The sequence below is a fragment of the Chelativorans sp. J32 genome (assembly GCF_000518985.1).
Taxonomy (GTDB): Bacteria; Pseudomonadota; Alphaproteobacteria; order Rhizobiales; family Rhizobiaceae; genus Chelativorans.
In genome coordinates, this window is record NZ_JAEQ01000025.1 from 37,870 (window position 1) to 58,187 (window position 20,318).

At 59.6% G+C, this 20,318-nt stretch carries 18 protein-coding genes, 1 tRNA gene and 1 pseudogene; 11 read left to right on the forward strand and 9 right to left on the reverse strand.

From position 1 onward, the window contains the following. The first annotated feature begins 61 nt into the window (after positions 1 to 61). The 9 genes from CHEJ32_RS0122115 (at position 62) to CHEJ32_RS0122155 (ending at position 6,834) form a co-directional block, all read left to right on the forward strand. Positions 62 to 1,663 (forward strand): flavin monoamine oxidase family protein, encoded by a 1,602-nt coding sequence (locus CHEJ32_RS0122115; protein ID WP_028035732.1) that lies wholly within the window; start codon positions 62 to 64, stop codon positions 1,661 to 1,663. Between the two features lie 4 nt (positions 1,664 to 1,667). Next, on the forward strand, positions 1,668 to 2,117 hold the full coding sequence (locus CHEJ32_RS0122120) for a cytochrome c (protein WP_084032910.1): 450 nt from the start codon (positions 1,668 to 1,670) through the stop codon (positions 2,115 to 2,117). A gap of 290 nt (positions 2,118 to 2,407) precedes the next feature. Then, positions 2,408 to 2,483, forward strand: a tRNA-Lys gene (locus CHEJ32_RS0122125). Between the two features lie 257 nt (positions 2,484 to 2,740). Beyond that, positions 2,741 to 2,914, forward strand: coding sequence for a hypothetical protein (locus tag CHEJ32_RS27250; protein ID WP_156936769.1), 174 nt, complete (start codon positions 2,741 to 2,743; stop codon positions 2,912 to 2,914). A 231-nt stretch (positions 2,915 to 3,145) separates the two neighbouring features. Next, the gene (locus tag CHEJ32_RS0122135; protein WP_028035734.1) at positions 3,146 to 3,883 is read left to right on the forward strand and encodes a cytochrome c biogenesis CcdA family protein; all 738 of its coding nucleotides are present in this window, start codon (positions 3,146 to 3,148) and stop codon (positions 3,881 to 3,883) included. A 72-nt stretch (positions 3,884 to 3,955) separates the two neighbouring features. Continuing rightward, entirely contained in the window at positions 3,956 to 5,329 is a 1,374-nt protein-coding gene (gene glmU, locus CHEJ32_RS0122140; RefSeq protein WP_028035735.1) for a bifunctional UDP-N-acetylglucosamine diphosphorylase/glucosamine-1-phosphate N-acetyltransferase GlmU, read from the forward strand. Positions 5,330 to 5,363: 34 nt separating this feature from the next. Beyond that, positions 5,364 to 5,957, forward strand: coding sequence for a UbiX family flavin prenyltransferase (locus tag CHEJ32_RS0122145; RefSeq protein WP_028035736.1), 594 nt, complete (start codon positions 5,364 to 5,366; stop codon positions 5,955 to 5,957). Continuing rightward, positions 5,954 to 6,475 carry a TIGR02444 family protein gene (locus CHEJ32_RS25720; RefSeq protein ID WP_051469843.1) on the forward strand — a complete coding sequence of 174 codons (522 nt, stop codon included), beginning with the start codon at positions 5,954 to 5,956 and terminating at the stop codon, positions 6,473 to 6,475. Before CHEJ32_RS0122145 ends, CHEJ32_RS25720 begins: the two co-directional genes overlap by 4 nt. A gap of 89 nt (positions 6,476 to 6,564) precedes the next feature. Then, complete coding sequence (locus CHEJ32_RS0122155) at positions 6,565 to 6,834, forward strand: DUF982 domain-containing protein (RefSeq protein WP_156936770.1); 270 nt, start codon at positions 6,565 to 6,567, stop codon at positions 6,832 to 6,834. 32 nt (positions 6,835 to 6,866) lie between these two features. Here CHEJ32_RS0122155 and CHEJ32_RS0122160 read toward each other — a convergent pair whose 3' ends face one another. Further along, on the reverse strand, positions 6,867 to 7,112 hold the full coding sequence (locus CHEJ32_RS0122160; protein WP_156936771.1) for a hypothetical protein: 246 nt from the start codon (positions 7,110 to 7,112) through the stop codon (positions 6,867 to 6,869). A gap of 470 nt (positions 7,113 to 7,582) precedes the next feature. Between CHEJ32_RS0122160 and CHEJ32_RS0122165 the strand changes: the two genes are divergently transcribed. After that, complete coding sequence (locus CHEJ32_RS0122165; protein WP_156936772.1) at positions 7,583 to 8,062, forward strand: hypothetical protein; 480 nt, start codon at positions 7,583 to 7,585, stop codon at positions 8,060 to 8,062. 63 nt (positions 8,063 to 8,125) lie between these two features. Here the strand turns inward: CHEJ32_RS0122165 and CHEJ32_RS0122170 are convergent, their stop codons facing one another. The 7 genes from CHEJ32_RS0122170 to CHEJ32_RS27255 all read right to left on the reverse strand — a co-directional run bounded on the left by CHEJ32_RS0122170 (position 8,126) and on the right by CHEJ32_RS27255 (position 18,709). Further along, positions 8,126 to 8,596, reverse strand: coding sequence for an SRPBCC family protein (locus tag CHEJ32_RS0122170; RefSeq protein WP_028035740.1), 471 nt, complete (start codon positions 8,594 to 8,596; stop codon positions 8,126 to 8,128). A gap of 29 nt (positions 8,597 to 8,625) precedes the next feature. Further along, on the reverse strand, positions 8,626 to 9,522 hold the full coding sequence (locus CHEJ32_RS0122175) for an alpha/beta hydrolase (protein WP_028035741.1): 897 nt from the start codon (positions 9,520 to 9,522) through the stop codon (positions 8,626 to 8,628). Between the two features lie 540 nt (positions 9,523 to 10,062). Further along, positions 10,063 to 10,596, reverse strand: a complete 534-nt coding sequence (locus tag CHEJ32_RS0122180) for a hypothetical protein (RefSeq protein WP_028035742.1) — start codon at positions 10,594 to 10,596, stop codon at positions 10,063 to 10,065. 514 nt (positions 10,597 to 11,110) lie between these two features. Further along, complete coding sequence (locus CHEJ32_RS0122185; protein WP_028035743.1) at positions 11,111 to 14,905, reverse strand: vitamin B12-dependent ribonucleotide reductase; 3,795 nt, start codon at positions 14,903 to 14,905, stop codon at positions 11,111 to 11,113. A gap of 832 nt (positions 14,906 to 15,737) precedes the next feature. After that, a complete protein-coding gene (locus CHEJ32_RS0122190; RefSeq protein WP_028035744.1) occupies positions 15,738 to 17,297 on the reverse strand; it encodes an inorganic phosphate transporter in 1,560 nt (519 codons plus the stop codon). Between the two features lie 114 nt (positions 17,298 to 17,411). Next, entirely contained in the window at positions 17,412 to 17,897 is a 486-nt protein-coding gene (locus tag CHEJ32_RS0122195; protein WP_028035745.1) for an NUDIX hydrolase, read from the reverse strand. Between the two features lie 224 nt (positions 17,898 to 18,121). Then, entirely contained in the window at positions 18,122 to 18,709 is a 588-nt protein-coding gene (locus CHEJ32_RS27255; RefSeq protein ID WP_156936773.1) for a hypothetical protein, read from the reverse strand. Here CHEJ32_RS27255 and CHEJ32_RS27260 point away from each other — a divergent pair. Beyond that, positions 18,692 to 19,648: a hypothetical protein gene (locus CHEJ32_RS27260; RefSeq protein WP_156936774.1), complete on the forward strand. Its 957-nt coding sequence runs from the start codon at positions 18,692 to 18,694 to the stop codon at positions 19,646 to 19,648. The two genes, CHEJ32_RS27255 and CHEJ32_RS27260, sit on opposite strands and share 18 nt — an antisense overlap. 143 nt (positions 19,649 to 19,791) lie before the next feature. On the opposite strand, the pseudogene CHEJ32_RS26930 reads toward CHEJ32_RS27260, so the two are convergent. After that, positions 19,792 to 20,318 (reverse strand): annotated as a pseudogene (locus CHEJ32_RS26930) (IS630 family transposase); the annotation flags it as partial.

Here is a 20,318-nt window from a genome sequence, read left to right on the forward strand (position 1 = left end):
GGATAAACAGGAGTATGCATACCTTCGCGCCTCGGAAGAATCTGCCGAGCGAGGAGAGTGGATGCAGCGTAACCAAGGATATCTCAGCTTAAGCCGGCGCAATCTCTTATCTCTGGTGGGGATCACAGCCGGTAGCGCTGCCATGTATCAAGCCATGGTGACGCTGGGGCTGGCCGCCGAGTCGAGCTACAAGGGACCGATCCAGCTCGAAGGCGATCCCAAAGGCACGTCCGTCTTGATCCTGGGTGCCGGATTGGCCGGCATGACGGCTGCGCTCGAAATGCGCCAAGCCGGGTATAAGGTTCAAATACTGGAATATAACGATCGTGCCGGTGGCCGAAACTGGACCATACGGGGCGGCGATATCATTACGGAAATGGGCGGAGCCACACAGGAATGCCGTTTCGCCGAAGGGCTGTATTTCAATCCTGGCCCATGGAGGATCCCATACCATCATTATGGACTGCTCGCCTATTGCAAGCGCTTGGGCGTGCAACTCGAGGCATTTCAGCAGCTCAACTACAATGCCTTCCTCCACTCCAGCACCGCATTTGGCGGAAAGCCGCAGCGCATTCGAGACATCATCACGGACTTTCGCGGCCACGTATCTGAGCTTCTGGCCAAGGTGACCAATAGAGGGCAACTCGAAGGCGAGGTCACCAAAGAGGACCAGGAGATGCTGCTTGAGGCGCTTCGCTCCTGGGGCGCGCTCGATAAGGATTACGCTTATAAAGAGAGCCTCCACACGAGCGACTTCCGCGGTTACTCGAAACTGCCCGGCGGTGGTCCAGGAGGGGCTCCGCTGCCCTCGAAACCCATCGCTCTTTCCGACATCCTCACCTCGCGTCTCTGGGCCAGCCTGGCCAATTTCACCCTTTTTGAATATCAAACGACGATGTTCCAGCCGGTCGGCGGCATCGACATGATCGGCAAGGCTTTTGCCCGAGAAGTGGGTGACCTGATCACCTATAATGCCAAGGTCACCAAGATCGAACAGAACGACAGTGGCGTAACGGCCTATTATGAGGACACGAAGAAGCCTGGCGTGGTGCGAAAGGCCAGTGCTGATTGGTGCATCTGCACCATTCCTCTCCCAATCCTGAGCCAGATCGACATCAATGTCAGTGCCCGCATGCGGGCAGCGATCCAAGCCGTCCCATATCTGTCATCCGTGAAGGTAGGACTGCAGTTCAAACGTCGTTTCTGGGAAGAGGACGACCACATCTTCGGCGGTGTTAGCTATACCGACCTGCCCATTTCCGAGATTTCCTATCCCAGCAGCCGTTTCAACACCACCGGCAAAGGCGTCCTCTTGGGCTGTTATACCTGGAATGGAACGCATTCCTACGAATTCACGGCCATGCCCCCGGAAGAGAGGGTCAGGAAGGCGGTCGAATATGGCGCCCAAATTCATCCTCAGTACAGGGACGAGTTCGAAAATGGCGTTTCGTGGGCCTGGCACCGCTCCCCTTTTACCCTCGGTTGTGCCGCCGACTGGTCGGAGGAAGCGCGCAAGCAATATTACGACGACCTTTGCCAGATCGATGGGCGCATCGTGCTCGCGGGCGAGCACGCGTCATATATCCCCGCATGGATGGAGGGAGCGATATTGTCGTCGCTGGATGCGGTCAGACGATTACATCAACGCGTGGTGGGAGGCTGATGCCATGAAGGTTCAGACATCTCCATCGCTTTCACGAAAAAGTGCGGCGGCATTGTTCAGGCAGACAGGAATCTTCGCTCTTGTCTGGGCACTCGCGACCATATTCACGCTGAAGCATGCATCCGCCGATTCGGCCGGCGTCACGCTCGGTGACGACAAGTTCACGCAGCAGACCGGGGAAGCGCTTTACGCCAATGTCTGCGCGGCATGTCACATGAGCGACGGGCAGGGGGCGGTGGGGGCAGGGCGCTACCCTGCGCTCGCCAAGAATGAACGATTGGAAGCCGGGGATTACCCCGTCTATGTCGTTCTCCACGGACTTGCCGGTATGCCCCCATTCGCAGACATGATGAGCGACGAACAGGTGGCGGCGGTCGTCAATTATGTGCGCACACATTTCGGCAACAATTACACCGACCTGGTCACTGCGGAGGAAGTGGCGGGCAGCCGGTAGAATCATTGCCGAGGACACGACAGGGCGTCGCCACGGTGCCGGTCGCAAATCCCGTCAATTTCAGGCGTCAATGGGAATCTGGCTTATCGAGCCGGACGCCTTACGTTGAAGCGGCTGAGGAAATTCCAGATTCCCTTTCGAGCTTGGCCGCCCGGCACGGAGCCGTTCTCCGTAGGCCATCTGAAATTAATGCGATTATGCGTCCTTCAATATCCGGTTTTCCGGTTGACCCGATGCGAGCACCTCACTATGTTCCGCCGCAATTCGCGGGCGGCATTTCAGCCTCGTGCGAGCGCGTAGCTCAGCCGGTAGAGCAACTGACTTTTAATCAGTAGGTCCAGGGTTCGAATCCCTGCGCGCTCACCACCTCTGTGGTTTTGAAAGATAAGCAGAACTTTCGATATCCCAGACTGGAGTATGCGGAGAGAATCTGTTCGCGTATGACTGGAAGAAAGTTGCACGAACAATGGTGCAGCCGACAGCCATGCCCAATCAGCGTTTTCGTTCCGCACGGTCTTAGATGCAAACCACGCTGCCGCCTAAAACTTGATTAGCCGCCGATTGACCATTCGTCCCTCACGCTGCACGCTGCTGGCGGGCACGAGCAGATGAGGGCTCGGAAAATGGATGGTATGGTCTACGAAGCGTTGATTGATCTGAAGAAATCAGTCGATCGGCAGAATGAGCTTTCGGATGAGACCAACAATCTCTTACGAGCGCTGATCTCCACTTTGCAGGATACCGGCCAGGCCGCCGCCGATCTGGCCGAAGTCATGCGCGAAGACGACGACGACTGAAGATCAGCCAACGCCTTTGCTTCACCTCCAAAGCGGGCGGCAATAGAAGCTATGCCTTTCGGTAAGCTTCCGAGTGCGTAGTCAGGCACGGTGATCGCGGGACATGCCAGATCTCGTTAGAAGCATCACAGCATCCGGCCAACTCCCCGGGCTGCGGCGCAATGCCACGAGATGGTGATTGGAGCTTCTCCGGGCTCGCCGCTATATCGGGTGGCGGGAAAGGGTGAGCAAATGGCAATTGACATCGGATACACGAGCGCACTGGTTGCGGGGGCATTGTCATTCCTTTCCCCATGCGTGCTTCCGCTGGTCCCGCCTTATCTCTGCTACATGGCTGGCGTCACCGTCGACGATTTTCGTCGCCCGGAGGGTGGTGGAACCGCCCGTCTTTCGCTCATCAAGGCAGCCTTGGCCTTCGTGCTGGGTTTCTCGACCGTTTTCGTGGCCCTCGGGGCAGGCGCGTCAACGATCGGTGGTCTCCTGCGTGCCTGGCAACAGGAACTCGCCATCGTAGCAGGCATCGTCATCATTCTGATGGGGCTCAACTTCCTTGGCATCATCCGCATACCGCTGCTTTCGCGGGAGGCGCGGCTGCAGGCGGAAGCCAAGCCCGCCAATATAGGCGCCGCGTATTTGATGGGGTTGGCTTTTGCATTCGGTTGGACCCCCTGCATCGGACCGGTGCTTGGACCCATCCTCACTCTGGCGGGGGGGCGTGAGACGGTAGGGGAGGGCGCGCTGATGCTTGCGGTCTATTCTGCCGGGTTGGGCATCCCCTTTCTTCTCGCCGCCTTGTTCTCCGATGCTTTCATGCGGTTCCTGCAGCGGTTCCGAATGCATCTGGGGCAGGTGGAAAAGGCGATTGGCGGACTTCTCGTGCTCGCCGGCGTGCTGTTCCTCACAGGCGGGATGCAGAGCATGGCATTCTGGCTGCTCGAAACCTTCCCGTCGCTGGGCACTCTTGGCTGAGTCCCCTTTTGCGCCGAATGCGTCGGGGTGGTAGAGATCGCTCCGACCTATCGCGATTCACGGTAAACCAGCATGACCAACCGCACCTGTCTTGCCGTCATCCTTGCCGCGGGCGAGGGCACCCGCATGAAGAGCGCCCTTCCCAAGGTGCTGCACAAGATCGGTGGTTTGGAAATGGTCGGCCATGTCATGGCCGCCGCGTCGGCAGCCGGTGCGGATGGACTTGCCCTGGTGGTGGGAAACGGCGCGGAGCAGGTGCGGAGCTTTGCTGAAACACACTCACAATCCGGAAAGCAGCCCGATATATACGTCCAGGAACAACGGTTGGGGACGGCGCATGCTGTCCTCGCTGCGCAGGAGGCGATCGCCCGGGGCTATGACGATGTGCTGGTGGTCTTTGGAGACCACCCGCTTCTCGATCCTGCGGTTCTTCTGAATGCACGCGCGAAGCTTGCGGAGGGCGCGGCAGTAGCGGTCCTGGGTTTCCGGCCGCAGGATCCGACGGGTTATGGAAGGCTTATAGAAAAGGATGGGCGTCTGCTCGCCATCCGCGAGGAGAAGGATTGCTCCGAGCGGGAGAAGCAGATCACGTTCTGCAACAGCGGCGTCATGGCAGTGGCGGGCCAACATGCGCTTCCATTGCTCGATCAGGTGGGCAACGACAACGCGAAGGGCGAATTCTACCTTACCGACATCGTGGAGATAGCCAATCGGCAGGGTCTTCTCGTGGTTGCCAGCGAGGCCGGAATTGAAAGTGCGCTCGGCATCAACAACCGCGCCGAGCTGGCAGAGGCTGAAGCTGTCTGGCAGCGAAGGAAGCGCCGGGAGATGATGCTTTCCGGTGTCACGCTGATCGCACCCGAAACGGTCTTTTTTTCCCATGACACGCAGATCGGGCCGGATACTGTCGTGGAACCGAATGTCTGGTTCGGCCCCGGCGTGAAGATCGCATCGGGCGTGCGGATCCATGCATTCTCGCATCTGGAAGAGGCCGCGGTGGAGACGGGTGCGGTGATAGGGCCCTTCGCGCGGCTGCGCCCTGGCGCCTCCATCATGGAGAAGGCCAAGATCGGCAATTTCTGCGAGGTGAAGAACGCACGCGTCGAGCCGGGTGCGAAGGTGCCGCATCTTTCCTATATCGGCGATGCCACGGTGGGCGCGGGCGCCAATATCGGCGCGGGCACCATCACCTGCAATTATGACGGCTTTGGCAAGCACCATACCGAGATCGGCGCAGCTGCCTTTATCGGCACAAATTCCTCGTTGGTGGCGCCGGTGTCCGTCGGTGCAGGCGCCTATGTCGCTTCCGGCAGCGTTGTAACGGAAAACGTTCCGGCGGATGCGCTTGCCTTCGGGCGTGCGCGCCAGGCTACTTATGAGGGCCGGGCCAGGGACCTGCGGGAGAGGCTTGCGGCCGAGAAGGCCGCCAAACGGTCGGAAGGCTGACGGCGGATCCTTGGCCTGCACTTGGAGGGACTGAATGGCCGAGAAAAAGCGGCTGATCGTGGCGATTACAGGAGCCTCTGGTGCGATCTATGGGGTTCGCGCACTGGAGCTTCTTCGCAAACTCCCCGACATCGAGACGCATCTAATTCTCTCGCCCTCGGCAGTGCGCACGCTCGCCGAAGAGACGGATTGGAGCGCGGACGACGTCCGTTCGTTGGCGGACCACGTCCACGGTTACAAGGATATCGGCGCTTCTCTGTCGTCCGGCTCCTTTCGCACGATTGGCATGCTGGTCGCCCCCTGCTCGGCAAAGACGCTTAGCGGCATAGCCCACAGCTACAATGATGAGCTCGTCGTTCGGGCCGCCGATGTCTGCCTCAAGGAGCGGCGGCGGGTCGTGCTGCTGTTCCGCGAGACCCCGCTCCATGCAGGCCACATCACACTGATGGACCTGGCGACGCGGGCAGGGGCCATCGTCATGCCGCCGGTGCCGGCCTTTTACCACCGCCCTTCGACGCTCGACGACATCGTCAACCAGACCGTCGGACGCGCGCTCGACCTCTTCGATATCGACGTCCGGGTGGTGAAGCGCTGGAGGGACGAGGATTCAGGAAAGGACGGGAAATGATCGTGCAAGCGGACAAGGCCCCTCATTGGCAGTTCTCGCTGGCGGTCTACGGCCTGCCCGATGTCGCACCGTCCTGCCTGCTGCTCCAGGACCGCTGCGGCGTCGACGTCAATGTGCTTCTGCTTGCGCTCTATGCCGCGGTTCGGTGCAAGCAGTCGCTGGATGAAGACGCGATAGCAGAACTCGACACTCGCGCGAAAGCATTGCGCGAAAACGTCGTCGTTCCCCTGCGCCAGGTCAGGCGCCATATGAAGGATGCCGACTACGGGCCGGAGGCTGAGAAGGTGCGCCAGCATGTGAAGGTCTCCGAGCTGAAGGCGGAGGAGCTCGAGCAATCATTGCTGGCGGCGTGGGTGGCCGAGCGCCCTGCATCCGACGATCCGACGGATCCGCAGGCGGCGGCGCTGCTCGTGGTACGCCATTTTCTGGGACTTTTCTGCCAGAGCAGGGACATAGAACCGGAAGAAGAAACGGCTCTGAGGCATGTTGCAGCGGCTGCGCTGAAAGTCGCCTCGTAGTGACCGCCGCCCTGGATTCGTACAGTTCCTTCGACGGTCGCTTTGTTGCAAAACTTTCCGAATCCCGCAGGAACAAAGGACCGGCGCCGGTGTTCTGGGGCGCCATGTCGATCGGATCCTGGAGCATACCCGTCAGTGTTCAGGCGGGCAAACGCGGAGACACCCGTTGCCTCGTCGGCGACACCATGCGCGCTGCGGAAATCCTGACTTCCCACTGGCCGGACCACGTCTTCCGCGGCCCCAAATATTACGACGCCTGTAGGGCCTGCCGGAACGTGCTTATCGGCGATGCCGCGCCGGAGACCGCGCGCAAAGCCTTCGTTGAGGCCGCCGAGGAGGCCGAGATCCTGGCGGAGTGACGCGGATGCCACCGGTTTGGCCGGCCCGTGCGTCATGCCTTCGAGCGGCTTGAAGGCTCCCAGGTCAGCCCGTCATCTGCCGTCTGCCAGATCTCCCATGTGCGGTCCCCGTCGCGCCTCTCCATCACCAGATAGCCGGTGCTGTTTTGGGTGATGAAGCATTGCGACGGTGCCTGGCGCGAGAGGCGGTGAGAGGCGGCTTCTGCCTCAAGGCCTCGGGTGTGTGGCGCGGCCAGAACCGTCCCGCTGAGGAGACCGAGAAATTGCCTGCGCTCCATTTCGAACATCCCTCAAGATGCTGCGTCACCATTATCTCAGCACCGCATCTGCGGCGATAGCTGGCCGAAAGGCGGAGCATTCATCCCGGATGCTTGGTCCTGGACCTCTGCCGCCCCGGCCGATCCCGCAGCACGATGAACTTGCGTCCGGGAAAGGTCGGGACCTCCCTCCGCATTTTTATTCACGCACTTTCAGGACCGGAATTTTCCCCAACGTGCGTGATACCAGATCACTTTGCCGAAGCGCGATAGCGTAGGGCATCAGACACGTATCCGGTTTCACCAGACGATGGTCTGAACGTAAGGACAGCCTGGCGATAGGCTTAGCCGGATCTGAGAAAGTCAAAAGAAAGTGATTTCCGGGAAAGGGAATCTATTGTGTGTGTAGTTCATTTACGCATGATATTTATCGTGTGCGTCAAGTTTTCAAATCGAAGAATATTTTGTTTCATTCTTTACTTAGGTGCATCATGAATTTTTTAAGAGATAGGGAACTGGCGTGGCGCTTCAGAGAAAACTCCGTCGGGTCGCGAGAAAGGTTTCATTACTTCCTCGCTATTAGCTTTTTAACATGGCTGGCATCATCCAACATCTTGTCTTCGAGTGTTTGGATCGTCCTGGACTGGTGGCTCATTGCCACGGACATAGCCTTGCTTGCGATTTGTATCGTGGGCTCCATTCTGTGCTACCGGACCAATCGGAACGGTGACGACAGGGAATTCATCGCGAGAGCGGTCTGCATAGGATTTCCAATCTGCATCCAGGCAGCGCTGCTGGGTATAGCCATCTCTCTAGTATGGAATTCCGGGATGGGCCTCGCGTCGATCCATTTTGAGCGTTTACGCGAAATTCCTGATTCCTTTTCTGCCTTCCTCTTTGAGGTGATCCTCGGAGTGTATTTCTATTGGCGGCTCGATACCGCGCTGAGGATTGCAGCCGGTGGTGCATAAAAAGCTCATAGCGCGACTTCAGGTAGAGCCATATGGCGGTACCGCGCTCTTGTCGGCCAGGAATCACTCTATGAAGGCGGCGAGGTTTTCGAGCGTGGATCTTAGCCCCGCGTCGTGATCTTCCTTGGAAATACCCGGCGGAACATTCTCGGCGATGATCGTCACTTCTGTTCCGCCGGGGGCAGGGGCGAAACTCCAGGTCATCTTCATTTCGCCGGCGAAGGATGGATCGTCGGACTTGAACGTGACCGCCCAAACGATGCGCTCGTTTTCGACAAGCTCGACAAAACGCCCCTCGACGACGTCCTTGTTGTCTTCGGTCTTGCCGCGCTGGCCGTCCGCCTCATAGTTGAGCGCCATGCGGAGCGCTCCGCCAGCGCGCGGCTGGAACGCAAAGATCTCGGCCGTCATGCCCAAGGGCGGAAGCCATTGCGCCAGCGCATCGGCGTTCACGAAGGCGCGGTAGAGGACGTGCGGAGGGGCCTTGATGAATCGCGCGGCACTGTCGGTTCTTCGAATGGCTGCATCTCCCATTCTGCAACTGCCTTTGCCCGATTCTGACTTTAGAGCGAGGTTCCGGCCTCACCCGTTTCGGCAACCTCTGTGTTCACGCTGAGATCGCCCAGGAAATCGGCGACAAACTCCAATGCTCCGTGCCGATACATGTCAAGGTGCCCAGCTCCCGGCAGGATCTGCAGCCAGGAGAGCCCCTTGCTCAACGAGGCAAGTTTCTCGGCGAATATCGGAGGCGTGACGGTGTCCTTTTCTCCGGCCAGAAGCAGGATCGGCTCGTCTATATATGGAATGCGCTGCGTGGTATCGAAATGGGTGCGGATCAGCCAGGTGGGAATCGTCGGAACCTGTAGCCGGACCGCGGCGGGAAACGAGGTGAACGCCCCCTCCAGGATGAGCCCCTGCGCCTCGGACTTCATCGCCGCGTAGCTGGCAACGCCTGTGCCCATGGAATAGCCGTAGAGAACGAAGCCGTCCGGCGCGAGTCCTTCCCGAGAAAGCTTGTCGATGAGGGCTTCTGCATCGCGGTAGAAGTGAAATTCACTGGGACTTCCGGGATTTCCGCCGAAGCCGCGATAGCCGACGAGCGTCAGGCCATATCCTTCTTCGGCGAGCTTGAAGAGGTGCGAGGACTTGCGGATGAGGTCGCCGTCGCGTCCCGGGAAATACACGATGACGGGCTTTCCGGAAGAGGGCGGATGATACCAGGACCGCAGGCTTAAGCCGTCGGTAGTCCTCAGATCGAGCGCCTCAAGCTCGACATTGGTCCTGAGCTCGAGAATGTTCAGCGCGAGCCGCTTGTTGAACAGGAACCATTCCGGCACGGTCATGACCGCCGCTGTCGCCGCGCTTCCAGCGAGAAGCATCAGCGCTGAAACGCAGAAGGCGACGCGGCGCAGCACGGATGAGCGACGGCGTGTGCCATCCACGCGGAAGGCATCGTCCATGGTGGGATTCCCCGCCCGAAACGTAAAGTTGGTTACCCGCACTCACGGCGGCTACAGCGTTAATAACACGCTATTTTGCGCCGTTACAAGGCGTGAGGTTGGCGGCTTGCTCCCTGCTTCAAGTTCTGTTCCCTCCGTTGCAGGCACGACACAGAACCGGTGCCAGGTAGGGGCTGTCCCTGTGCGAGCGGCGAGGCTTTCGTGGGTACAGTCCCGCGTCGGCTGGTGACGCCCCCGACAGTAAAGGTTAAGCGCCTTTCCCTCCGCTTTGTCATGCTCGGGCTTAACCCGAGGAACCATGCCGTGATGTTCGTGCGGGATGCGAGGTTTCCCGGGCCATTGCCGGAAGCGCTGGGCGTGGATGCTAGGTTCCACGCCTGGCTGCGCCGGGGCTCCGCGCCAGGATGACGAAGGGCTATGTGGTTCATGCCATAGATCGCTCAACAACAAGCCAACCCGAGCGCAACGCCTGATGTGGAGGGCGATGGCGTGCATCACCTTGCTCCCGTTCGGGGGAGGGCCATAGTCAGGCAAATGTGGCTACTTCGTCCGCCTAAATGCTTGTCTTAAGCGGACTTCCTCCTCCTCAATCAAACGCTTACGAATGGCAGGCCATCGATCGGCGATCTCCTGACAGGAGGCCCCTAGGAGTTTCCGCCGCTGCTTAAAGTTCTTGGGAGCTGAAACGATATTCTGAGCGAACACATCGATAATGAAGCACAAGCTTGGCTGCGCTTCACCCAGTGTGGGGAATATTTCTTCAGCATACCAATGCAGAAGCGCACCATGTAAAGCGGCGGTTTCCGTGTTCAGCGGCTGGCACTTAGCAAAGTAAGGTCGGACAAGGCCAAACCTGCTGTCTTGTTTCCCGAGCGGAGCTACGGTGATGGAATTAGTAGGATGTACGCTGACAGAAACTCCAGAAATATTTAAGCGAGGTTGCCGCTCGGGCAAAGCGGCGATTTTTCCTTGGTTGAGAATCCCTCTAAAATCCAATGTCCGGGAAAGCTCAATTGCATCATGCGCGATGAGAAGCCTTTGCTCCTCGTGGGAAGACGCCGGCTCTCTCAACAACAGTGCTCCGTCGAGTTGTACGAGGCGACTATCGTTAATACCGCGGCTTCAATAAAGAACATCATTGCCCTCTCGATGTCGTTATATCTTGTATCGAGAAGGAAGTTTTTCGGCCTAATTATATCTTGAATTATCACGTTCCTTCTTTGGGGGCTTGCAAAACAATATTCAACGAGCTTGTTTGCGCTTATTTTGGGTTCTTTCATCCTATGAGTCCTTTTGTAGTTGATGAAGGCAGAAACTGCCGACGCCTTCTCGACTCTGGGACCCGACTCCCCCTATAGTAACCTTGCTACAGGAGAGGGGATTCCGGTCTCTTCGCCCCGCGTGGGCTTCGGCTTACTTCGCGGTACCCAAAGCCGATCCGATTGGGTCGGCTTTGGTGTTTCTGGTTGAGGAAAAGACATAAAGACATCCTTATGTTGTTTCCTGTTTTGTTCTCCTAAGTAGCTCGGCCCGATCTTGCGACCGGGCCGAGCCTTAAGCCTCGTCTTCTTCTTCTTCGTTTACTCGCTCACGAGCACCCGCTGGTCGCGCCGCACGTATCGCACTTCTCGCAGGTCCCGTTCCGCACCATGGTGAAGTTCTGGCATTCGGAGCACATGTTGCCCGTATAGCCCTGCATGATCGCCTGCTGGCGGCGCTGGGATTCGAGCTTCTTGGCTTCCGCCGCCTCTTCGGCTGCCGTGTCGGTGAAGAGGGCGTTCACGCCTTCCTCTTCGGCCACCTCCTCGGCCAGATCCCTGGCACGCTCCTCGTAGTCGCGGCGGAAGGCGGTCGCTTCCTCCTGAAGGCCCGCATAAGCGTGCTTCAGCGCCGTGACGGTAGCGCCGGAAGAGATGGCGCGTACATTGGAGCCGCTCGAGGCGGTCGGCGCAGCGCGGGCATTGGCGAGAGAGCCCGGGGCGGCTTCGCCCTTCGGCTCGCCCTTGCCGCTTACCACCTTGAAGGGAGTGGCGCCGCGCATCAGGCCCTTGGAGAAGGGAAGCGCCTTGCCCTCATTGATGCCGCGGCCGAGCGCGGTGTTGGAGAAGTCCGACGTGTCGACATGCGCCAGGTCCGCGCGGCCGAGATAGGAAACGGCGAGCTCGCGGAAGACATAGTCGAGGATCGAGGTGGCGTTCTTGATGGCGTCGTTGCCCTGCACCATGCCCGCCGGCTCGAACTTCACGAAGGTGAAGGCATCGACGAATTCCTCCAGCGGCACGCCATATTGCAGGCCGATGGAGATGGCGATGGCGAAATTGTTCATCATGGCGCGGAAGGCCGCACCTTCCTTATGCATGTCGATGAAAATCTCGCCCAAGCGTCCATCATCGAACTCGCCGGTGCGCAGATACACCTTGTGCCCGCCGACCACGGCTTTCTGCGTGTAACCCTTGCGGCGGTTGGGCAGGCGCTCGCGCTCGCGCACGACGCGCTCGACCACGCGCTCCACGATCTTTTCCGTGACCTGGGCTGCGCGGGCGGCCATGGGTTGCGCGAGCAGAGCTTCCACCGCGTCCTCTTCGTCCTCCTCATCATCGGCGATGAGGGAGGCATTGAGGGGCTGCGAAAGCTTCGAACCGTCGCGATAGAGCGCGTTCGCCTTCAGCGCCAGCTTCCAGGAGAGCATATAGGCGTTCTTGCAGTCCTCGACGGTGGCCTCGTTCGGCATGTTGATCGTCTTGGAGATCGCGCCGGAGATGAAGGGCTGGGCCGCCGCAAGCATGCGGATATGGCTTTCGACCGAGAGGAAGCGCTTGCCGATCTTGCCGCAGGGATTGGCGCAGTCGAAGACGGGCAGGTGCTCTTCCTTCAGATGCGGCGCGCCTTCGAGCGTCATGGCGCCGCAGACATGGATGTTGGCGGCCTCGATGTCCTTCTTTGAGAAGCCGAGCGCCGGCAGCATCTCGAAGGAGAAGTCGTTCAGCTGCTCGTCCGTGAAGCCGAGGGTCTCCTTGCAGAAATCCTCGCCCAGCGTCCACTTGTTGAAGGCGAATTTGATGTCGAAGGCGGATTTCAGCGCCGCGTTGAGCGCCTCGATCTTCTCGTCGGTGAAGCCCTTGACCTTGAGCGTGGACGGGTTGACGCCCGGCGCCTGGTTCAAATTGCCGTGGCCGACGGCATAGGCCTCGACCTCGGCGATCTGCGCTTCGGAATAGCCGAGCGTGCGCAGCGCCTCCGGCACGGCACGGTTGATGATCTTGAAATAGCCGCCCCCGGCGAGCTTCTTGAATTTCACCAGCGCGAAATCGGGCTCGATTCCGGTCGTGTCGCAGTCCATGACGAGGCCGATCGTGCCGGTGGGCGCAATCACGGTCGCCTGCGCGTTGCGGTAGCCATGCTTTTCGCCGAGCGCCAGCGCGCGGTCCCAGGCGGCGCGGGCATGCTCGATGAGGGCCGGATCAGGGCAGTACTTCGCTTCGAGCGGCACCGGATTGACGGAAAGTTGCTCATAGCCGTCGCGCTGGCCATGGGCGGCGCGGCGGTGGTTGCGGATGACGCGCAGCATGTGCCTGGCGTTGCGCTCGTAATCCGGGAAGGCGCCGAGTTCGGACGCCATTTCCGCCGAAGTGGCGTAGGCGACACCCGTCATGATCGCGGTGAGCGCGCCGCAGATGGCGCGGCCCTCGTCGGAATCATAGGGGATGCCGGAAGTCATGAGCAGGCCGCCGATATTGGCATAGCCAAGGCCGAGCGTGCGGTACTCGTAGGAGAGCTTCGCGATTTCCTTCGAGGGGAACTGGGCCATCATCACGGAGACCTCGAGCACGACGGTCCAAAGGCGGACGGAGTGCTCATAGGCCTCGATGTCGAACTTGCCGTCCTTGCCGCGATAGGCAAGCAGGTTGATGGACGCCAGGTTGCAGGCCGTATCGTCCAGGAACATGTATTCCGAGCACGGATTGGACGCGCGGATGGGACCGGCCTCGGGCGAGGTGTGCCAGTCGTTCATCGTGGTGTTGAAATGCAGGCCCGGATCGGCCGACGCCCAGGCCGCATAGCCGATCTTGTCCCACAGTTCGCGGGCCTTCAACGTCTTGGCCGGCTTGCCGTCGATGCGCCGGATGAGCGTCCAGTCGCCGTCATTCTCCACGGCGCGCAGGAAGTCGTCCTTGATGGAGACGGAATTGTTGGAGTTCTGGCCGGAGACGGTGAGATAAGCTTCCGAATCCCAATCCGTGTCATAGGTCTTGAAGTCGATCGACGTATAGCCCTGGCGCGCGAACTGGATGACGCGCTTGATGTAGTTCTCAGGCACCGCGTTTTTCTTCGCCGCCTTGATCTCGCGCTTCAGAGCCGGGTTCTTGGTGGGATCGAAGCAATCGTCATTGGCGCCTTCGCAGTTCACGCAGGCCTTCATGATCGCGTCGAGATGCTTCCGCACGATCTTGGAGCCGGTGACGAGGGAGGCGACCTTCTGTTCCTCGTTGACCTTCCAATCGATGAAGGCCTCGATGTCGGGGTGGTCGACATCGACGATCACCATCTTGGCGGCGCGCCGCGTGGTGCCGCCCGATTTGATGGCGCCGGCCGCGCGGTCGCCGATCTTGAGGAACGACATGAGACCCGAGGACTTGCCGCCGCCGGAAAGCTTTTCGCCTTCGCCACGCAGCTGCGAGAAATTGGAACCGGTGCCGGAGCCGTATTTGAACAGGCGGGCCTCGCGCACCCACAGGTCCATGATGCCGCCTTCATTCACGAGGTCGTCGGCGACGGATTGGATGAAGCAGGCATGCGGCTGCGGATGCTCGTAGGCCGACTTGGATTTGGTCAGCTTGCCCGTGAAGGGATCGACGTAATAGTGACCTTGCCCGGGGCCGTCGATGCCGTAGGCCCAGTGCAGGCCCGTATTGAACCATTGCGGTGAGTTGGGGGCGACGCGCTGGGTGGCCAGCATATAGGCAAGCTCGTCCATGAAGGCTTGGGCGTCGGCCTCGGAATCGAAATAGCCGCCCTTCCAGCCCCAATAGGCCCAGGTGCCGGCAAGCCGGTTGAAGACCTGACGCGCGTCGGTCTCGGAGCCGTAACGCTCACCTTCGGGAAGTGCAGCGAGCGCCTCCTCATCGGCCACGGAGCGCCACAGGAAGGAAGGAACGTCGTTCTCTTCAACCTTCTTGAGGCGCGCGGGCACGCCGGCCTTGCGGAAATATTTCTGCGCCAGGATGTCGGCGGCGACCTGGCTGAATTGTGCGGGAACGTCGATGTCCTCAAGCCGGAAGACGATGGAGCCGTCCGGGTTCTTGATCTCGCTCAATGCTTTGCGGAAAGGGATCTCCGCATAGGGAGACTGGCCTTCCTTGGTGAATCGACGTTCGATACGCATCTTTCGCGTCCCTCATGATCTCAAGATATAGCGCCTGCCGCGAAAGAATGCTCGTCGCATCCGCCTCGCCGGCCGCCCAAATCCGCCGCCTGCTGCCATGCGCTGACACATGACAGCCCCAATACCTGCTCCCGCCCGCTGCCTGGCCCGGATGAAACATCCACGCAAAGCTGCCGGGCAAGTCCGGCTGGTCCCCATGACGCTTCCTGTGATTGTCTCTCCGAATGGAGAACTTCACATTATATGGTGTCGAGTATGCCGCGCAACGCTAAATATAGCATTAACAGCCTGCAAATACCACTACGACACCCGCGCCCCCGTCGCCTTGCCATCGGACAGAAAAACACCGTCTCCACCCGCGGCGACAGCGGGTGAAGCGCAACGCGCTACAACTGACAAAAGGAATAACCGACTGACTGTCCGAACTCTCGGCGCGCCCGTGACAGGCGCTCCTTTCATATAAAAGGCGACTCGAATGCGCGCGTCAAGCAGTCGTTTGATGTAGGTTTGATGACGCTAGATATTGTGTGTCCCGGGTGTGGATATCGGGGAGAAGGCGCGAGAGGACTTGAGGCGTTACATGACGGGCTCATGGCCCTGGGGAACGCTCGCTCGATCGAAACGGTCCGGTTCAGGATAGGGTTTCCTCTCTTACCATTTCAGGCTTTTGGTCTCCGGGGACGGTCCTGGACCTGAGCCGTGGTGTCCTCCGCTACCTCTGCAGGAGCAATAGCCGTGGCATCCCGGCAGTCATCCTGGTGCCGCCCATGATCGGCGGCCCCATCATCATGAAGCCTTACGGGCGATGCTTTCTAGCCGACCCCGGGGAAGGCTAGGCGAACGCGTCTAATAGGAGAAAGACCACAGCTGCCAACGCGGCAGACGCAGGAACGGTGAGCACCCACGCCGCTACGATCGTGCGAACATGGGCGCGACGCACCAGTTTGCGCCGGATGATTTCCTCGCGGGAGAGGCCGGCGCCCCTCTTCTCGTTATCTTTGGTCTTGCGGGCAGCCTCGCTCCGCTTTCCGCTCTTGTCTTTGCTTCCGTTCCGCACCGAGTATTTCCGCTCGATGTAGGCGCGGCGGCGCTTGGAATTCGCGGTGTACCACTCGCGAAAGAAGCCGACGCCGAATACGGCACCGACCGCCGTGTGTGTGGAACTGATAGGCAAACCAAGGGCGGACGCGATGATGACGGTGAGCGCCGCCGACAGCGCGACGCAGAATGCACGCATCGGATTGAGCTTTGTTATCTGCTCGCCCACCATACGGATCAGCTTCGGGCCAAAAAGCAGAAGCCCGAGCGAAATGCCGATCGCACCGATGATCATCACCCAGGGGGGGATGAAGACTTCCGCCGAAACCGTATTCGCTTGAGCAGCCGAAACGATTGCCGCGAGCGGGCCTACGGCGTTCGCGACATCGTTTGCCCCGTGGGCAAAAGAGAGGAGGGCGGCTGAAATGATGAGGGGCAAGTTGAACAGGCGGCGCAGCGACTGGTTTCGATTCTCCATTCCTTCCGACTGGCGGCGGACCTGGAAATGGGAGATCGCCCAGGAAAGGGCGAAGGCGGCAAGCCCCAGAAACACCACGGCGCCGTTCGAGACATGGAGGACCTGCCGGAGCCCCTTCATTACCAGATAGGCGGTGAAGGAGCCTGCCATGATGGCGATGAGCAGCGGCACCCAGCGACGCGCCGAAGCGATCTTGTCGTCCTGGTAGATGATCATGGTTTTTATGAAGGCCAGGAAAATCGCTGCCACGACGCCGCCGATCAGCGGTGAAACGACCCAGCTCGCCGCGATCTGAGCCATCATCGGCCAATTGACGGATGACAACCCGGCTGCCGCGATACCCGCGCCCACGACACCGCCGACAACGGCATGTGTGGTGGAGACCGGTGCTCCGATCCATGTGGCCAGATGCACCCATAGAGCGGAGGAAAGCAGCGCGGCCAGCATCGCTCGTATGAATACACCTGGATCGCCCACCGCTTCAGGGGCGATAATGCCCCTGGAAATGGTCTCCACCACATCGCCCCCGGCGATAAGCGCGCCCGCGCTTTCAAAAATGGCGGCGATCAGAAGGGCGAAGCCAAGCGTCATGGCCCGGGCGCCGACGGCTGGCCCGACATTGTTGGCCACATCATTAGCACCGATGTTTAGCGCCATATAGGCCCCGACCGTGGCGGCTGCGATGATAACGACGGCACCGGGCTCGCCGAAGACATAGAAGCCGGCAAAGACGGATGCGAGCGCAAGGAAAAGGAGCGCAAGACCAGGCGCAGCAAGCCCGCGCGCGACATGGCTCGTCGCTTCCTCGACATAGACGAGCTTGTCTAAGTCCTTGTCGAGAGTTTCTTTTCTCGGTTTGATCGTCGTCTCGGTCATTGGCGGTCCGAACTACTGGCACCCGCGTCTTAACCGCGTTGCCCCCAAATTGCTCCGCCTAGGCAATAATCACCGAAGGTATCGACGCCAACGAGAAAAACGATCCATCGTTCCTCAGGCGGCGATTTTCCGTGGATTACCTTCGAAGGTTCCGATTATTCGGGAAAGATCCGGCTCGATGACGAGCAGCGCTGCTTCTTCGGGCGCGAACCAACGGCGGGTTCGCTGCTTCTTCTCGGCCCAACGCTTGGCCTCACGCTTTACCTCGAGGGGAAAGACAGCCACCTCGCACCGCGACCGCAGGCCTGAAGACATCTGCTTGCCATAGATATAGCGGCCGATCTCCGCCGAGATGGTACCTTCAATACCCGCCTCCTCCATAGCTTCGCGGACGGCCGCTCGATCGAGTGTTTCGTCACCCTCCGGCCAGCCTTTGGGGAGGACCCAGCGTCCCGTGTCGCGGCTCGTAACAAGCATGACTTCGACCACGCCATCCTTGCACCGCCAGGGCAGGGCGGCTGCCTGGATGCGCGGCGGCTTCCCACCGAACAGCCTGCGAAGCCGCTCCAATATCGTCGTCCGCTCGAGCCGGCCTGTCATTCCGTTCGCTACCTCATCGAAGCTTTGACGAATAACATATGCCTCGCCAAGCTATAGGCAAATAATGGTCGACGTCGTGCTCGTTCCCCGGGCGCTCCTCCAAGCGGGAGATCATCAAAATGAGGAGGAGAAGCGTAAGCCGAACCAGCGGGCCGAAATAACGAATAACTATCACCCTATTTGGGTCACGCGCGCCTATCGATATGCCATCCTAATACTTAAATTCATTTTTTCAGCGGAATAGTAGAATGGTAACCGGAATATCCACGATCGGCAGGCGTCGACACTGCACCAGCGCTGAAGATGAGCCTACTTCCAAGAAAGCCAGAACGACTGCGCCGACGCGCAACGAGATATTGGATGGTTGGGGGATAAAGCTCTCCACGCCGAAACCCGAGAATACGCGCACGGTCGCAAATCTCGTGAAAGTCAGTGAAAGCAAAGCCTTCGAGTCTCCGGTCAGCAGACTGAGACATCTGCATCCAGACAGCCTCTATGGAAAAACTGATCCGAGTAGGGCAGGGGATCATTCCCCCTCCGTGGCCGCGTTCGGCAATGCGACGTTGAGAACAGAATGGGAAAATGCCTTCAACAGCAAAGGCTGCGAAGACTTGCGCCAGAGGACGATCGAGGAGCAACTTGAAAAGCATGGGGTGCCACCGATCACGGTCATCCGCGGCAGGTTCAAAGAAGTAGAATTCGGATTGAATCTCGATCAGCACTTCGTGCCAACACTGCAGTTCACGATCGACGACTTTTACAACGACCCGGGCGGAAAATCCCGGAACAGCGCGATGGGCGCAACTGCTCACACGATGCTCACATCACTGCGCGAAATGAACAATGCAGGCGAAAAGGCTGGCCAAGACGATCAGGATCGGTTGCTCGACAACACGGCGTCTTCCTATTCTCGCTATAAGCCGGCCAGCTACGCGGAGCAGCTTATGGCTCGTGATTTGCTGAGCGGGAAGGCAGAAAAGGGCGACGGCGGAGAGGCAGGCCGAACTGCGCCCTCCTCCGAGGAGGGCCTATCCCCTTGCCCCATCCCGGAGGACCCCAAAGTTCCGGAGGTGCAAGCCGGCGGCGTGCATCTGCCAAGGGTCAATGTTTATGCTGGCCAGCGTGAAACAGCTCCACAGGTGGCTTATCACTGGGTGAAGGAGCCAGTCGGGGAGCGCCGAAAGATTGCCGTCCTGCAACCCATGCCCGATGTGGCACGCAAGGCCGTGCTGCACCATTCCAAAAGCGGCGTTGCGCCCCTGATCGGCCAGCTCGCAATAAATATGTGGTATCGCGAAAAACGAAGCGAATATGAAAATGCGCTGAGAGAGGCGCGAAGAGAGGCGCTGAGGGAAGGTTTGAGGGAAGCGCTGAAGAATCCGTCCGACGAGGAGCAGGAGAATGTGCTCAGGAATGCATCCGACGAGGTGGAGAAGGCGCTGAAGAACCGGTCTGACGATCTGGAGGAGGTGCTGAAGAATGCTCGGGATGTGCTGGTAAAGGCGAACTACAAGCCGGTAAGGGCGCTGAAGATCGACTATAAGCCGAGCGATACTCTGACCTTTTTGGAAACGCTGAAGGCGCGCCGGGACGAACTGTCGGAAGAGACGGAATCGGGTTTGCGCACACCCGAAAGCACCAGCTCGACCGAAACGGCTCGTTCGCATCCGTCCATTGACGAATTGTCCGGGGCTTCAAGCCCGGCGAGGGAAGACGCCGAACCAGGCCCGATGGTCAAGGTAGAAGGATGAGACCGGATCGCCTTTAGGAACTGCTAGGCTGAAGTTCCAATCATCCAGAAGCGGATGGAGGACGGCGTTCCCTGTCAGGTGTCGCCGTCCTGCTTTTTAATCAAGCGATTGCAGCCTAAAGCCTTTCAGGTTTTGACGGAAGCCTATCCGGCATTGAGAAAGTAGTTTCTGCATTCGGTTGGCTGGATCGAGGAGACGAGATGGCCGATGTGTCGCCAGGTGTCCTCGATGGTTCGCTTCTAGGCCTGGCGCATCCAGTGCTTGATCTTGGCGAAGGCCTGCTCGATCGGATGAGGTCGGGCGAGTATGGGGGCAGATACCAGAGCCTGGCATTGGCGGCGCGGATCATCTGGCGAATGGCAGCGGCCTTGTGGGAGCCGAGATTGTCCATGACGACGATGTCGCCGGGTTCGAGTACCGGTACGAGCTGCTGCCTCGACATAGGAGCGGAAGCACTGGCCATTGATCGGCCCGTCGAACACGCAAGGTGCCGTCAGCCGGTGGCAGCGCAGCGCGCCGAGGAAGGTCAACGTGCGCCAGTGGCCGTGCGGGGCGTAGCCGCGCAGGCGCTTGCCCTTTGGCCCCCAGCCCCGCAGCGGCGCCATGTTGGTCTTGATCCACGTCTCGTCGATGAACACCAGCCGCCGTGGATCGAGATCCACCTGAAAGG

Bases quoted from the DNA above. Each gene is read 5' to 3' on its own strand.
- CHEJ32_RS0122145 (WP_028035736.1), top strand. From the start codon at position 5,364: ATGGCCGAGAAAAAGCGGCTGATCGTGGCGATTACAGGAGCCTCTGGT.
- CHEJ32_RS0122135 (WP_028035734.1), top strand. From the start codon at position 3,146: ATGGCAATTGACATCGGATACACGAGCGCACTGGTTGCGGGGGCATTG.
- CHEJ32_RS0122165 (WP_156936772.1), top strand. From the start codon at position 7,583: ATGAATTTTTTAAGAGATAGGGAACTGGCGTGGCGCTTCAGAGAAAAC.
- CHEJ32_RS27260 (WP_156936774.1), top strand. From the start codon at position 18,692: ATGGGCGCAACTGCTCACACGATGCTCACATCACTGCGCGAAATGAAC.
- CHEJ32_RS25720 (WP_051469843.1), top strand. From the start codon at position 5,954: ATGATCGTGCAAGCGGACAAGGCCCCTCATTGGCAGTTCTCGCTGGCG.
- CHEJ32_RS27250 (WP_156936769.1), top strand. From the start codon at position 2,741: ATGGATGGTATGGTCTACGAAGCGTTGATTGATCTGAAGAAATCAGTC.
- CHEJ32_RS0122115 (WP_028035732.1), top strand. From the start codon at position 62: ATGCAGCGTAACCAAGGATATCTCAGCTTAAGCCGGCGCAATCTCTTA.
- CHEJ32_RS0122160 (WP_156936771.1), bottom strand. From the start codon at position 7,112: ATGGAGCGCAGGCAATTTCTCGGTCTCCTCAGCGGGACGGTTCTGGCC.
- glmU (WP_028035735.1), top strand. From the start codon at position 3,956: ATGACCAACCGCACCTGTCTTGCCGTCATCCTTGCCGCGGGCGAGGGC.
- CHEJ32_RS0122175 (WP_028035741.1), bottom strand. From the start codon at position 9,522: ATGGACGATGCCTTCCGCGTGGATGGCACACGCCGTCGCTCATCCGTG.
- CHEJ32_RS0122120 (WP_084032910.1), top strand. From the start codon at position 1,668: ATGAAGGTTCAGACATCTCCATCGCTTTCACGAAAAAGTGCGGCGGCA.
- CHEJ32_RS0122195 (WP_028035745.1), bottom strand. From the start codon at position 17,897: ATGACAGGCCGGCTCGAGCGGACGACGATATTGGAGCGGCTTCGCAGG.
- CHEJ32_RS0122190 (WP_028035744.1), bottom strand. From the start codon at position 17,297: ATGACCGAGACGACGATCAAACCGAGAAAAGAAACTCTCGACAAGGAC.
- CHEJ32_RS0122185 (WP_028035743.1), bottom strand. From the start codon at position 14,905: ATGCGTATCGAACGTCGATTCACCAAGGAAGGCCAGTCTCCCTATGCG.
- CHEJ32_RS0122170 (WP_028035740.1), bottom strand. From the start codon at position 8,596: ATGGGAGATGCAGCCATTCGAAGAACCGACAGTGCCGCGCGATTCATC.